The 13,586-nt window shown below is 69.3% G+C and carries 11 protein-coding genes and 1 pseudogene; 3 read left to right on the top strand and 9 right to left on the bottom strand.

Annotated features, from left to right (window positions below; all coding sequences use genetic code 11):
* Nucleotides 1-112: 112 nt before the first annotated feature.
* The gene (locus E1218_RS17745; RefSeq protein ID WP_132321490.1) at nucleotides 113-2,023 is read right to left on the bottom strand and encodes a glycoside hydrolase family 43 protein; all 1,911 of its coding nucleotides are present in this window, start codon (nucleotides 2,021-2,023) and stop codon (nucleotides 113-115) included.
* A 229-nt stretch (nucleotides 2,024-2,252) separates the two neighbouring features.
* Here E1218_RS17745 and E1218_RS17740 point away from each other — a divergent pair, with 229 nt between their 5' ends.
* Entirely contained in the window at nucleotides 2,253-5,276 is a 3,024-nt protein-coding gene (locus E1218_RS17740; protein ID WP_132321488.1) for a ricin-type beta-trefoil lectin domain protein, read from the top strand.
* Here E1218_RS17740 and E1218_RS17735 read toward each other — a convergent pair.
* The 5 genes and pseudogenes from E1218_RS17735 to E1218_RS17720 all read right to left on the bottom strand — a co-directional run bounded on the left by E1218_RS17735 (nucleotide 5,251) and on the right by E1218_RS17720 (nucleotide 9,051).
* On the bottom strand, nucleotides 5,251-5,508 hold the full coding sequence (locus E1218_RS17735; RefSeq protein ID WP_233712292.1) for an alpha-L-rhamnosidase C-terminal domain-containing protein: 258 nt from the start codon (nucleotides 5,506-5,508) through the stop codon (nucleotides 5,251-5,253). The two genes, E1218_RS17740 and E1218_RS17735, sit on opposite strands and share 26 nt — an antisense overlap.
* Before the next feature lie 156 nt (nucleotides 5,509-5,664).
* Nucleotides 5,665-6,116 (bottom strand): annotated as a pseudogene (locus tag E1218_RS38400) (glycoside hydrolase family 78 protein).
* A 321-nt stretch (nucleotides 6,117-6,437) separates the two neighbouring features.
* Complete coding sequence (locus E1218_RS17730) at nucleotides 6,438-7,097, bottom strand: DUF998 domain-containing protein (RefSeq protein ID WP_132321484.1); 660 nt, start codon at nucleotides 7,095-7,097, stop codon at nucleotides 6,438-6,440.
* Between the two features lie 84 nt (nucleotides 7,098-7,181).
* Nucleotides 7,182-7,649, bottom strand: coding sequence for a GNAT family N-acetyltransferase (locus tag E1218_RS17725; protein ID WP_132321482.1), 468 nt, complete (start codon nucleotides 7,647-7,649; stop codon nucleotides 7,182-7,184).
* Nucleotides 7,639-9,051 carry an MFS transporter gene (locus E1218_RS17720; RefSeq protein ID WP_132321480.1) on the bottom strand — a complete coding sequence of 471 codons (1,413 nt, stop codon included), beginning with the start codon at nucleotides 9,049-9,051 and terminating at the stop codon, nucleotides 7,639-7,641. Before E1218_RS17720 ends, E1218_RS17725 begins: the two co-directional genes overlap by 11 nt.
* 98 nt (nucleotides 9,052-9,149) lie before the next feature.
* On the opposite strand from E1218_RS17720, the gene E1218_RS17715 reads away from it, so the two are divergent.
* Nucleotides 9,150-9,761, top strand: a complete 612-nt coding sequence (locus E1218_RS17715; RefSeq protein WP_132321478.1) for a TetR/AcrR family transcriptional regulator — start codon at nucleotides 9,150-9,152, stop codon at nucleotides 9,759-9,761.
* Between the two features lie 90 nt (nucleotides 9,762-9,851).
* On the opposite strand, the gene E1218_RS17710 is transcribed toward E1218_RS17715, so the two are convergent.
* The 3 genes from E1218_RS17710 to E1218_RS17700 form a co-directional block, all read right to left on the bottom strand.
* Nucleotides 9,852-10,214, bottom strand: a complete 363-nt coding sequence (locus E1218_RS17710; protein WP_132321476.1) for a cupin domain-containing protein — start codon at nucleotides 10,212-10,214, stop codon at nucleotides 9,852-9,854.
* 78 nt (nucleotides 10,215-10,292) lie between these two features.
* Complete coding sequence (locus tag E1218_RS17705; protein WP_132321474.1) at nucleotides 10,293-11,426, bottom strand: MFS transporter; 1,134 nt, start codon at nucleotides 11,424-11,426, stop codon at nucleotides 10,293-10,295.
* Between the two features lie 241 nt (nucleotides 11,427-11,667).
* A complete protein-coding gene (locus E1218_RS17700) occupies nucleotides 11,668-12,189 on the bottom strand; it encodes a gamma carbonic anhydrase family protein (RefSeq protein ID WP_132321472.1) in 522 nt (173 codons plus the stop codon).
* A gap of 108 nt (nucleotides 12,190-12,297) precedes the next feature.
* Here E1218_RS17700 and E1218_RS17695 point away from each other — a divergent pair.
* A partial coding sequence (locus E1218_RS17695; RefSeq protein ID WP_132321470.1) for an MFS transporter occupies nucleotides 12,298-13,586 on the top strand: 1,289 nt, incomplete at its 3' end.

Here is a 13,586-nt window from a genome sequence, read left to right as displayed (position 1 = left end):
AACGTTGCATGACCCGCTGATGTGATGGGATCTGTGGTTGGGTTCCCCGGGTCGCCGGGTTACCGTCCAGGCGCAGTCGCCCGCTCGGGGAGCGTCCCGGGGAACCCACCAGCTAACTCTTCGCGACCATCAGCCAGCTGACCTGGATGTCCGGGGAGCGGGTCGGGGTGATGGTGACGGTGAGTTTTCCGTCCTCGCCGACCACACCGGAGTACGCCGCCGCCGCCGGAGTGGCGGTGAAGAGGCGCTGGGCGTCGACCACGCTTCCGTTGACCGCGACCGAGGCGGCCCGGTTGGCCCACGGCCACGGGTCGTAGTAGCCGGCGTGCACGGTGTAGGTACCGGGTTCGAGTCCGCCGAAGGTGTAGACGAGCGGCTCGTGGTTCTTCGCGTAACGCAACGTGGTGTAGAGATCACCGGTGCCCGACGGTGCGCTGGCCCCGGTGTAGCCCCAGGTCGTGCCGGTCGCGGGGTCGGTGCCCAGCGGTCGCTCGGGCGTCGAGTTGAGCAGCGGCGCCGCCACCTCACTCACGCGCGTCCAGTCCGGGGTGGCGGCGCCGCCCGCGTTGACGGCATACCGCAGGCCGTGCGGGATGACGACGACGGAACGCGTGAACGTTCGGCCGTCCGACAGCGTGCCGCGCAACTGGGCAGGGCCGGGCTGCGCGACACTCGCGGCGTCCCAACTGACGGCGACCTGCTCCGAACCGCGAGCAGTCGTCACGGTGACCTGCGCAGGCAGACTGCTCGTGTCGCCGAGCCACACGTGGTCCGGAACGGGCGACGTGACCGTCCAGCGGGTGTAGGACTCGAGGTCCTTCAGCGTCCACTCCTGATCCGGACCGATGGTGAGGCTACCGCCCTCGCCGAAGCTCATCGGCATCCAGACGTACGGCGCGTTCGCCAGGTCGCTCGGGGTCCACCGGTCCCCCATGAAGACGAACTTGTTGTGCTTGCGGTCGACCGGGATCACGTTCGTGCTCTGCGACCGGTAGGTGGTCGCGGCACCGTCCCCGGAGACCGGGTTCCCGCGATCGGTGAACTGGCCGAGGATGTTCTGCGAGGTCGCGTACCGCGCCGGGTTCGGGTCCCAGCCCGTGGCTCCCGACGTCACCAGGTAGTACGTGCCCTCGGCCTTGAACATCGCCGGCGCCTCCCGCTGGTTGCACGGCAGCGTCCGGACGAAGTCCTTGCCCTGAAGGGCGTTCTCCGGCGCGGCGGACAGGTACGTGTAGTCCTCGTTCAGCTTGGAGATGTACATCGTCCGGTTCTCCTCGGACGAGTAGATGATGTACGCCGTGCCGTCGTCGTCCACGAACAGGTTCATGTCCCGCGCCATCCCGCCGGCCGGGTCGAACGCGGGCGACGTACCGCACCACGGCACCGAGTCGCTCGGCACCCGGTTGAGCCGATAGGAGTCGATCCAGCGGAACGGGCCGGTCGGCGAGTCCGCGATCGCCACGCCGGCCTCGGCCCGCGCGTACGTCGACGTACCGGTCGGGGACGCTGGACCGTCGGAGTGCACCCACATGATCCACTTCCGGGTGGCCCGGTCGTAGATCACCTTCGGGCGCTCGAGGATCGACGGCCGCGCCCAGCCGTCGGTGCGCACGCTGTTGGTCGACAGGTCGCGCCAGACGATCTCTTTCTGAGCGGCGGTGTAGTGCCCGTAGAGCTTGGCGAAGTACTTGTCGTTCTCGAACTGGTCCTGCGAGCTCATCGCCCGCAGCGCGAGCCCTTCGTCCTTCCAGTTGTAGAGGTCGTACGACGAGTAGGCGTGCACCCCGGGACTGTCGAAGTACCCGTTGCTGCGGTCCTCGCCGTACCAGTAGTAGATGCGCCGGCCGCGGTGGTCGGTCGACGGCACGACCTGGCCGCCGTGGGCCTGGATCACCTGGCCGTTCGTGTCCAGCCACGGCTGGCCGGGTCGGAAGGACTCGGAGGGTTCGGCGGCCGCGGCGGGGGTGACGCCGACAGCCGCGGCCGCCAGCACCGTCAACGCCACAAGGGTTGATCGCAACATCGTGACTGTCTCCTCACGCAGGGCGAAAACGTGCGCCCAGCGTGCTGCGCTGAGCCGTCGACTTCAACGGTCCGTACACGTTCGAACACAGTCGATCCGATTCGGAGCTCTTCCTGGTCACCGTTTCCAACACGCTCTTGCCCGCACGCGCTTCCGTGCCGCATGCTGTCGGGCACCTCGAGCACTTGCCGGGAGTGGGGCCCGGGATCGAGGCTTGCCTGGGGGGACCATGCTGTATTCCGTCAAGAGACTGCTGGCCGTACTGTGCGTCCTGCTACTGGCACCGCTGCTCGCCACCGGGCCGGCACAGGCTGCGGTCGTACCGGGTGGTTTCAGTGAGCAGGTCGTTTTCACCGGGCTGACGAACCCGACCAACGTCGCGTTCGCCGACGACGGACGGGTCTTCGTCGCGGAGAAGAGCGGCCTGATCAAGGTGTTCGACTCACTCGACGACAGCACGCCGGGTGTCTTCGCGGACTTGCGCACGAAGGTCCACAACTACTGGGATCGCGGCCTGCTCGGGCTCGCTCTGCATCCCGGCTTCCCCGCCGATCCGCGCGTCTACGTCCTCTACACGTACGACGCACTCGTCGGTGGCACCGCACCGAAGTGGGGAACCGTCGGTGGCACCAGCGATCCCTGCCCGTCGCCCCCAGGGCCGACAGGCGATGGCTGCCAGGTCAGTGCCCGGTTGTCGGTGCTCACTCCCAGCGGTACGGCGGTCGCCGAACAGGTGCTGGTCGAGGACTGGTGTCAGGTGTTCCCGAGTCACTCGATCGGCTCGATCGAGTTCGGTCCGGACGGCATGCTCTACGCCGGTGGCGGCGACGGCGCCAGCTTCAACTACGCCGACTACGGCCAGGACGGCCTGACGTCCTCGGACCTCACGCCGGACAACCCATGTGGCGATCCGCCGTCACCGACCGGCACCGCACTCACGCCGCCGTCGGCCGAAGGCGGTGCGCTGCGAGCCCAGGACCTCCGGACGAGTGGTGATCCCACGACCCTCGACGGTTCGATCATCCGCGTCCACCCCGACACCGGGCTGGCCGCGCCCGGCAATCCGCTGCTGAGCAGCCCGGACCTCAACGCCCGCCGGATCGTCGCGCACGGTCTGCGCAACCCGATGCGGTTCGACTTCCGGCCGGGCACCAGCGAACTCTGGATCGGCGACGTCGGCTGGAGTGCGTCGGAGGAGATCAACCGCATCGTCAGTCCGACCGCGGGCGTGACGAACTTCGGCTGGCCCTGCTACGAGGGCAACGCCAGACAAGGCGGCTACGACGGGATCGACCTCAACATCTGCGAGAACCTCTACGCCGCCGGTCCGGACGCGGTCGCGTCGCCGTACTTCGCCTACAAGCGCTCCGAGCAGGTGGTCGCCGGTGAGAGCTGCGGCACCGGCAGCTCGTCGCTCAGCGGAATGTCCTTCTACGAGGAGGGAAACTACCCACCGGAGTACGACGGCGCCCTGTTCTTCGCGGACTACAGCCGCAAGTGCATCTGGGCGATGCTGCCCGGCGGCAACGGTCTGCCCAGTGCGTCCGAGCTCGTCACCTTCGCGTCCGGCAACGGGACGACCAGACTGCAGACCGGGCCCGGCGGGGACATCTTCGCCGTCGACTACGACAACGGCCGGCTGTTGCGCTACGTCTACAACGGCACCAACAATCCGCCGACCGCGATCATCGACGCCGACCCGACGAGCGGTCCGAGCCCGCTGACCGTGACCTTCGACGGCACTGCCTCCGACGACGCCGACGGTCACCCGCTGACGTACGCGTGGGACCTGGACGGCGACGGCCAGTACGACGACTCGACCGCGGCCACCGCCCAGTACACCTACTCGGGCAGCCGGGTCGTCACCGTCAGGCTCCGGGTGACAGACGGACACGGCGGAGTCGGCACCGCGTCGACCGAGATCGACGTCGCCAACGGTCCACCGACCGCGACCATCACCGCGCCCACACCCGCGACGACGTGGAAGGTCGGCGACACCATCAGCTTCGCCGGTACGGCGACCGACCCCGAACAAGGCACCTTGCCCGGATCGGCGCTGACGTGGGCGTTGATCATGCACCACTGCCCGAGCGACTGCCACGCGCACCAGATCACCACGATGACCGGTGCCACCGGCACGTTCACCGCGCCCGACCACGAGTATCCGTCGTACCTCGAGCTCCGGTTGACGGCGAAGGACTCCGCCGGGCTGACCGACGTGAAGAGTCTGCGGCTCGACCCGAAGACCGTCGGGCTGACGTTCGCGACCAGCCCGTCCGGGCTGAGGCTCACCTACTTCTCGAAGGCCGTGACCACACCGAGCACCAGTACGGCGATCATCGGGTCGAACGGCTCACTGTCCGCCGACCTGCTGCAGCAGTCCGCGAACAACCTGTACCGGTTCGCGTCCTGGTCGGACGGCGGGGCGCGCACCCACAACTTCGTCGCGCCGGCCACGCCGACGACGTACACGGCGTCGTACATCCCGAAGCGGAACCTGGCGCGCAACCGTCCGGTCGCGGTCTCGAGCGTCTACACCGCGGGTCGTGAAGGACCGAAGGCCGTGGACGGCTCGATGTCGACGGCCTGGTCGAGCGCCCGGAGTGATCCACAGTGGATCCGCGTCGATCTGGGTTCGATCACAGTGGTCAACCGGGTGCTGCTCAACTGGCTCGGATCGTCATACGGCAAGGCCTATCAGGTGCAGGTGTCGACCAGCGGGCGGACGTGGAAGACCGTGTACGCCACGACCACCGGGGACGGTCTCACCGACAATCTGGTGTTCACCCCGAACTACGCGAGGTACGTCCGGGTCACCGCGACAGCTCGCGGTCTTCCCGGCAGCTACTACTCGCTGTGGGAGTTCGGGGTGTTCCAGGACACCGGTCACATCACCGGGATCGCCGGCAAGTGCGTCGACATCTACAAGGCGAGCTCGGCCGACGGTACGCCGATCACGCTGTACACCTGCCACGGCAATCCGAACCAGCAGTGGACCCAGTTCGAGGACGGTACCGTGCGGTCGCTCGGGAAGTGCCTCGACGCCCGGGGTACGGCGATCCGCACACCGGCCGTGCTGTGGACGTGTGACGGCAGCGAAGGCCAGAAGTGGTTGCCTCGCACGAACGGCACTCTGCTGAACGTCCGGTCGGGCCAATGCCTGGATGCCACTGGCGCCTCCAGCGCGAACGGTACGCGGCTGATCCTCTACACCTGCCACACCGCGATCAACCAAAGGTGGACGCTGCCTTAGCGCGGGCCCGGAAGCGCCGCTCCCCGGAGCCGACCGTGTGGCGGGCACCGTCGGGAAGGACGACCTCGGCGGTCGTGTTGACCGGCACGGTGACGTCGATCGAGACCACGTTGCCGTGCCGTCGCCACGACGCTTTGATTCGTCCGCGGACGGTGTCCAGTTCGATCGCTGCGCCGGGCAACTGACCGGTGACCCGAGGCTGGAGTCTGAAGTGGGCCCATCCCGGTTCCACGGTTCGATGCCTGCGCCGATGCTCCGAGACCTGATGGGATCCGGGCCGATGTGTGCAGTTCGACAGGAGGTGTCCGGCGATCGAGCCGGATTGCTGATCTGCTCAGGCGTGCGTCGCCGGCAGTAGGCGCATACGTCCTGTCGAACTGCAGCAAGCTCAACGTATCTTGACGGACTCTACGTAGGCGGTTTCGAAGACGGCTGCGTCGCTCACCGGTCCGGGCCGGCCATTCTCGTCGCGCACCTGCACCGACCAGTGGTAGCGGGTCCGCGAGCGGAGGGCTGTGCCGCCGTACTGCCGTCCGGTCTGGGCAGTGGACGCGACCCAGCCGGAGTCCCACACCGGTGCGGCACCCGCGGGTGTGCTGCGAGCGACCCGGATCGGTACGCCGACTGCGTGCGGTCCTCGCCGTCCCCGGTCAGACGCCATCCGAAGACCGGAGTCACGCTGTCGATCCCGAGGGGATCGCTCAGGTGATCGGTCGTCAGATCGACGGCGCGCAACCCCTGACCGGTTGCGGTCGCGGCGGCGGAAGCGGACCCAACGACCAGACCGGCGCTCCCACCGGCGAACGCGCCGAGGACACTTCGGCGTCTGGGCTCGAGCATCACAGTGCTCCTCTCCTGGACCAGCTCTCAGCGTCGTCCGAGGCGTTGCTTCCCCGCATCGTCCGGCGGGCGGCATCACGAGTACGCCGCCCGGCGTACGCACGCTGTCCGGGTGGTGCGACGCTTCGCAGACCGACGACACAGAACGGCCGGATGTGAGGTGACCTCACATCCTGGGGCGCGTCGTCGTCGTTGGTGGAGAGGCTCGTCCCCGACCAGGTGATGGGCGACTACGACGCGCCACACCCGTGGCACTCCGCCGTGGGTGGGCGCATCCTCCCCAGCGTCGCGAACGCCGCTGGTCCTGCGGGCAGCTCGTGGTCAGGCGTTTCGGTGTTGGTCGGCGCACACCGCGGCGATCCAGGTCCAGCCGAGAAGTACGGCGACGCCGAAGGCGATGATCGTGGGGCGGGAGCCGGCGCCGGCGCTCAGACCGGCGAAGGCGCCGAAGAAGAGGATGCCGGTGGCGGCGGAGTACCGGCTGAAGGCGGTCCGGCCGATGCTGCGGTAGTGCGCGGCGACCACCAGGCAACCCGCGATCAGGCCGGTGAAGCCGACGGTGCCGGCGACGAAGTGGCCCATGCCGCGGGCGCTGATCTCGGCGTAGTCGGCCGGCGTACCGGCCGGGAAGCCCGCCGCCGGGTCGGCCGGGAACAACGCGGCGAGCAGCAGGCCGACGCCGTACGCGCCGAGCAGCCGCGGCGCCCACCTGCTCCCCCGGCCGGTCAGCGTACGACGCAGTCCGGCCGCGGCCCCGATCGACAGCAGCCCGGCGATCACGAAGTTCGCGGTCTGGATCCACCCCGGACCACCGTTGGCCAGCAGGCTCGCCGGGTGCCGGGTGATGTCGAACGCCTCCCGGGTGAAGGCCTGGCCCAGCCAGACCGCCACGTACAGCGGCCCGGCCACGATCCCACCGGTCAGCAGCGCACGGGTCGAAACACGGGTGGATGCCGGGATCGTCACATTATTGGTGGTCATGGCCAGGTCCTTCCAGAGGTCAGAGGTGCTGTCACCCCTGCGTCGACCAACCCGACCCGTTTTCGACACCCACCCCGGACCTTCTCATTCGGCCAGGAGTTTCTCGTAGGTTTCGGGGGACCAGCTGGCGGCAGTCTTGGTGTTGAGGGTGGCTCCCAGACGGTCGTAGAAGCGGTAGCCGGCCGTGTTTTCCAGGCGGAGGCCCCAGCTGATGGTCAGGCGGTCCGGGAGGGCGTGCCGGGCCAGGTCGAGCATCAGGAGGCGGCCGATGCCGCTGGAGCGGTACTGCTCGCGGACGTACAGGTCGTCGAGGGCGAGCAGGTCGCCGCCGACCCAGAGGTAGGGGCGGCGCAGGGACGAGACGTAGCCGGCCGGCTCGCCGTCGACCTCGGCGAGCAGGACGATCACGTCGTTGCGGCCGAGGAAGCCCTGCCAGTCCTCGACGGTGGCGGTGACGTGCTGCGCCTGGTCCTGGTAGTCGGCGAGCTCGACCAGCATGGTCCGGACGAGCTCGGCGTCCGCGGGGACCGCACGGCGGATCTCAGTGGGCATGGGCTGCTGCTCCTGTCGAAGGCTTGGCGCTCGGTACGACGACCAGCGCGAGAATCGCCGCGGCCGCGGCGGTGACGGCGGCGAAGGTGAATCCGCGGCTGAACCCCGTGCTGACCGTCCCGGCCAGGCTGGCGGCCGCGATGCTCGACACGACCGCGACCCCGATCGAGGCACCGAACTCGTGGAAGGTGCTCAGGATCCCGGACGCCAGCCCGGCCTCGCGGTAGTCGATCTGCGCGAACGTGGTGGTCGAGGCCGCGACGAACGCGGCACCGATGCCGCCGGCGCCGACACTCGTCCCGATCACGACCATGGCAGCACCTTCCCAGAGGGCGGGGACAGCGATACCGAGCGCCGCGATCGTCAGCCCGATCATCGCCACCGGACGGGCCCCGGCCTTGCCGATCACCTGGCCGGACACCTGCGCGCCGATGATGGTCAGGACGGCGATCGGCAGGAACAGCAGCCCGGTCCGGAGAGCGCCGTACCCCTTGTAGTGCTGCAGGTAGAACGACCCGAGGAAGAAGATCGCGATCATCAGCGCGGTCGCCACCAGGATCAGGAACGTCCCGGCGGTCACCGGGCGACGGGTCAGGATGCGCAGGTCCATCAGCGGCGAGCGGACGACGTTCTGCAGCCAGGCGAACGCCGCGTAGAGCACGACCGCACCGGCCAGCGTGCCGAGGGTGGCGACCGACAGCCAGCCGCGGTCGCCCGCGTCGATCAGCGCGTAGATCGCCGTCCCGGTACCGGCCGTCACCAGGATCGCGCCCGGGACGTCGAGCCGGCCCTGGCTCTCGGCCGGACGGTCGGCAGGCAGCAGCTTGAGCAGGATCGCGAACACGATCACGCCGATCGGCACGTTCACGTAGAACACCCACTGCCACCCCGGACCGGCGGTCAGCACACCACCGAGCAGTACGCCGATCGCGGACCCGCCGCCGCCGATCGCGGACCAGATGCCGAGCGCCTTGTTCCGCTCGTCGCCGTCGAACGTCTTGGTCACCGTCGAGAGCGCGGCCGGCGACAGCATCGCGGCGCCGACACCCTGGGCGATCCGGCCGCCGATCAGCAGTTCGGCACTGTTGGCCAGACCGGTGACCAGCGAGGCCGCGGTGAACACCAGCAGACCCGCCAGCACCACCTTGCGGGAGCCGAACAGGTCGGACGCCCGGCCGCCGAGCAGCATCAGGCCGCCGAACATCAGCGTGTAGGCGCTGACCACCCAGGTCAGCGTGTCACGTTCCAGCCCCAGGTCGGTGCCGATGTGCGGCAGCGCGATCGCCACCACGGTGACGTCGAGGATCAGCATGAACTGCGCGACGGCGAGCAGTCCGAGCATCCGCCACCGCCGCGGGTCGGCCGCGGTGGCCGGAGGTTCTTCCATCGTCGGTCCGGACATCTCCGGCCCTCCTCACGAACTCGTTATCTCGAACACCGCTGTTCGAATTATTTCAGCTACAGTAACTCGTACAGCGGTGTTCGACAAGGGAGGTGTGGATGCCGGCGAAGCCGACGGGAACGACGACCAGGCGGGCCGACGCGCAGCGCAGCATCGCCGCGATCGTGGACGCGGCGACCGAGTGCCTGAGCCGGGATCCGGCCGCGAGCACCAGCGAGATCGCCAAGGTCGCCGGGGTCGGCCGGGTCACTCTCTACGGCCACTTCCCGTCCCGCACCGACCTGATCGACGCGGTGTTCGTGCGCGCGATCGAGGGGGGTGAGGCCGCACTCGGGCAGGTCGACCTGACCGGCGACCCGCGCGCGGCGATGAGCCGGCTGATCGAGTCCAGCTGGCACCTGGTCGACCGGTTCCGCTCACTGCTGGTCGCCGCGCAGGACGCGCTGCCGCCGGGCCGGATCCGCGAGTTGCACGCCGACCCGATGGAGCGGGTCGAGCGGCTGATCGAGCGCGGCCGGAAGGAGGGTGTGTTCCGGACCGACCTGCCGACGTCCTGGCTGGTCGGCACCATGCACAGCGTGATGCACGGCGCGGCCGACGAGATCAACGCGGGCCGGCTCAGCCCCGACCACGCCGCCGAGTACATCACCGCGACGGTGCTGGCCGCGTTCACCCCGCCTGGCGAACCCGTGCCCGGGGTACAGCGATGACAAGCTGAACGGCGGGTACCGGCTTCGTCCGCCTCAGCTTCGGCACCGGACCCAAGCTCCTCGAGGAACTCGTCTCCCGCCTGCGGCCGACTACTCCAGCCAGGTGGTTTCGAAGGTCGGGTTGGCGTGGATGTGTACGGCCTCGTAGCCGCCGGGACCGGTCGAGAACTTGTGCGCCGTCTCCGCCGGGACCACGAGGATCTGGCCGGCCCGGCCGACGACCTGCTCGGTGCCGACGGTGAACGTGGCCGAACCACGCCGGATGATGAACGTCTCGGCGTACGGGTGCTGGTGCAGGCGCGGACCGACGCCCTCCTTGGTGGTCGACTCGAGGATCAGCGAGACCCCGGCTCCACCTGGCAACTGCTCGTAGTTCTCGGTCCACTCCTCGCCGTCGTCCCGCCCGTCGGCGCGGTTCACCACCACCGCACCGGTGTTCGCGATCTCGGTCATCACGTCTCCCCTCTGGTTCCCGCCCACCGTAGACGGCGATCGGGTCGGTCGCGACCGCGTCGACCAGGACCGAAAGGCTCAGCCGGCCGGCTCGCGCTCGACCTGCCGGGCGGCGACCGGACCAAGTGCCGCAACCACCAGCGCGAGTACGGCGACGCCGCCGAGCGCGACCGGCAACGACCACGCGGACGAGGCGGCACCCACCGCGGCCGGGCCGAGCAGGAAGCCCAGGTACGCGATCGTGGTCACGGTCGAGATGGCCCCGGCCCGGCGCGCGGGACCGGCCCAGGCGCCGGCCAGGCCGATGATCGTCGGCGCGCAGACCGACGTCCCCAGGCCGGCGACGCCGATCCCGATCAGTGCGAGCCACGCGGATCCGGCGGTGGCGGCTGTGATCGAGCCGGCGGCCGCGATCAGACCGCCGGCGACCAGGAGGTGCACCGGCCGGAGCCGCCTGAGCAGCGCGTTGCCGGCGATCCGGCCGGTCGCGGCCGCGGCGGCGAACACCGCGGGCGCACTGGAGGCCAGCCCGGGCGCCGCGGAGAGGGAGGTGTCGAGGTGTACGGCGCTCCAGCTCTGCCACGCGTTCTCGACGACGTAGGCGAGCGCGCAGAGTCCGCCGAAGACCAGGAGGACCGGCTCGATCCGGCGCTCGGCCTTCGGCTCTCTGGCGGCGCGGAGGTTCTCCCGGGAGCCGGGTGCGAGTACGGCGAGACCCGCGACGGTGATGATCACGCCGGCCCCACCGAGCACCAGGAACGCGTCCGCGCCGGCTGTGCGCAGTGCCGCCGTACCGAGGCTGGCGACCACGACCGCGACGGAGAAGACACCGTGGGCAAGATTCATCAGCGGCCGTCCGGTGGCTGCCTCGGCGTGAGACCCGGTCGCGTTGATCGCCACGTCCGTAGCCCCTGATGTGGCCCCGAGTAAGAAGAGCGCCGCGCTCAGGGTGACGGCCGAGCCGGCCAGCGCCGGCAGTACGCCGGTGACCCCGAAGAGCACCACCACGACCGGCAGCACGACACCGCCGTACCGGTCGATCAGGTAGCCGGTGAGACGCATCGTCGCCAGCGCGCCGAGCCCGACCATCAGCAGCGCGATCCCCAGCTCACCGTCGTCGACGCCGGCGCCGTTCCGCACCGCGGGAAGGATCGCGCCCCACGCACCCCAGAACAGACCGAAGCCACCGAAGCCGACGAGTGTCTTGAGCACCCGGTCAACCCTAGGCGGTCAGCGGTCGAGCTGGTCATGGTGTAGCGGGGGTGCATCGTCCGTCACCACGACCCGGCTCTGCAATCGCAACAAAAGGGCACGTTCGTCGTCGTGTGGCGTGCCCTACAAGAATCTCCCGCTCCGGCCTGGGTACCGGAGGACTGTCGGGTTGAGCAGACAGCCCGCCCAGCGGAATCCCCGTAGTGGGCACTCGCAGAGTTCGCCACGGGGACCGCTGCGTTCAGCCGAGTTGCTCGACCGACTCCGCATGCCGCCGCGCCAGGTCGTGGTAGACCGCGGCGTTGTGGTCGACGAACAGTTTGGCGACGCCCTCGAGCGGGACGATCTTCTTCGCCGGACTGCCCATCGCGACCGACTCCGGCGGGATCTCGGCGCCGGGCGTCACCGTCGACCCGGCCGCCACCAGGCTGCGCGCGCCCACCACCGCGCCGTCGAGCACGATCGCGCCGTTGCCCACCAGCGCCTGCTCGCCGATCGTGCAGTCGTGCACCAGGCACTGGTGGCCCACGGTCGCGTTCGGGCCGATCTCACACCCGTTGCTGCCGACGTGGATGACGGTGTTGTCCTGGATGTTCGCGCCCGCCCGGATCGTGATCCGGCCCAGGTCGGCGCGCACGACGGCGCCGTACCAGATCGACGCCCCTTCCTCCACGACGACGTCCCCCACCAGCGTCGCGGTCGGCGCGATCCACGCGTCCGGGTGCACGGCCGGACTCTTACCTTCGAACGAGAACAAGGGCATAGCGCACCTTAACCAGGGTCAGAAATTCGTGCCGCCGACGGTGTCAAATCTCGCGGGACCGGTCCGACGTACCTGTGAAAGCCCGGACACGACCCCTGGAGTCACCCGATGAGCACCTTCAAGCGGTTGCTGGTGAACACCCTCGTCGCCAACGTGACGACCTCGTTCTTGTCCTTCGCGCTGGCGTTCTGGGTCTACCTGGTGACCGAGTCGGTGCTGGTCGCGTCCATCGTGTCCGGCTCCTCGATGCTGGCCGGCGCGCTGATGGGCGCCGTCTTCGGCGCGATCGTGGACGCCAACCGCAAGAAGACCGCGATGGTCATCGCGAGCTCGGTCACCGGCGTCGCGTTCGCCGCGGCCGGGCTGGTGTACCTGGCGGTGCCGGTCACCGACTGGAACCGGCCGTGGTTCTGGGTGTTCGCGGCGCTCGTGCTGGTCGGCAGCCTCGCCGGCGGCCTGCGGAGCATCGCGCTCTCGACGACCGTGACGCTGCTGATCCCGGCGGACCGGCGCGACAAGGCCAACGGGATGGTCGGCACGGTCAACGGCCTGGCGCACCTGGTGACGAGCGTCCTGAGCGGACTGTCGGTCGGCTTCCTCGGCATGGGCGGTACGGTCGCGATCGCCGTCGTACTGACGGTCGTCGTGCTCGGGCACCTGATGCTCGCGATCCGGATCGACGAGGCCCGGCCGCACCGCACCGGCCGGCAGAGCCACCTGGACCTGCGGGGCTCGTGGCGGACGATGCGCGCCGTTCCCGGTCTGGTGCCGCTGGTCCTGTTCAGCACCTTCAACAACCTGATCATGGGGGTGTTCATGACGCTGATGGACCCGTACGGTCTGAACCTGTTCCCGGTCCAGTCGTGGGGCATCGTCCTCGGCGTCACCAGCATCGGCTTCATCGCCGGCGGTGCGATCGTCGCCCGCTTCGGCCTGGGCCGCTCGCCGCTGCGGATCCTGCTGCTGGCGAACGTCGCGATCGCCGTGATCGGCATGACCGTCGCGATCCGCGAGTGGCAGTCGCTGCTGGTCCTGGGGATGCTCGGCTTCATGGTGGTCATCCCGTTCGCGGAAGCCGCCGAGCAGACGATCCTGCAGCGCGTCGTCCCGTTCGAGACCCAGGGCCGCATCTTCGGCTTCGCCCACAGCATCGAGTCCGCGTCGACCCCGGTCGCCGCCTTCGCGATCGGCCCGGTCGCCCACTTCCTCGTGGTGCCCTTCATGAACTCGGGCAGCACCCACCCCACCCTCACCTGGCTCCTCGGCGAAGGTCACTCCCGGGGCCTGGCCCTCACCTTCGTCATCGCCAGCACCATCATGCTCGTCGTCGTACTCCTGGCCTTCCTCACCACCACCTACCGCCGCCTCACCCACGAGTACAACGCGATGGTCACCAC

The sequence above is a fragment of the Kribbella turkmenica genome (assembly GCF_004348725.1).
In the GTDB taxonomy this organism is placed as follows: Bacteria; Actinomycetota; Actinomycetes; order Propionibacteriales; family Kribbellaceae; genus Kribbella; species Kribbella turkmenica.
This window is presented reverse-complemented; position numbering and strand designations above follow the sequence as displayed.

Excerpts from the sequence above, each read along its gene's own strand:
- E1218_RS17710 (WP_132321476.1), bottom strand. The coding sequence starts at position 10,214 with ATGACCGAGATCGCGAACACCGGTGCGGTGGTGGTGAACCGCGCCGAC.
- E1218_RS17725 (WP_132321482.1), bottom strand. The coding sequence starts at position 7,649 with ATGCCCACTGAGATCCGCCGTGCGGTCCCCGCGGACGCCGAGCTCGTC.
- E1218_RS17740 (WP_132321488.1), top strand. The coding sequence starts at position 2,253 with ATGCTGTATTCCGTCAAGAGACTGCTGGCCGTACTGTGCGTCCTGCTA.
- E1218_RS17700 (WP_132321472.1), bottom strand. The coding sequence starts at position 12,189 with ATGCCCTTGTTCTCGTTCGAAGGTAAGAGTCCGGCCGTGCACCCGGAC.
- E1218_RS17720 (WP_132321480.1), bottom strand. The coding sequence starts at position 9,051 with ATGTCCGGACCGACGATGGAAGAACCTCCGGCCACCGCGGCCGACCCG.
- E1218_RS17745 (WP_132321490.1), bottom strand. The coding sequence starts at position 2,023 with ATGTTGCGATCAACCCTTGTGGCGTTGACGGTGCTGGCGGCCGCGGCT.
- E1218_RS17730 (WP_132321484.1), bottom strand. The coding sequence starts at position 7,097 with ATGACCACCAATAATGTGACGATCCCGGCATCCACCCGTGTTTCGACC.
- E1218_RS17715 (WP_132321478.1), top strand. The coding sequence starts at position 9,150 with ATGCCGGCGAAGCCGACGGGAACGACGACCAGGCGGGCCGACGCGCAG.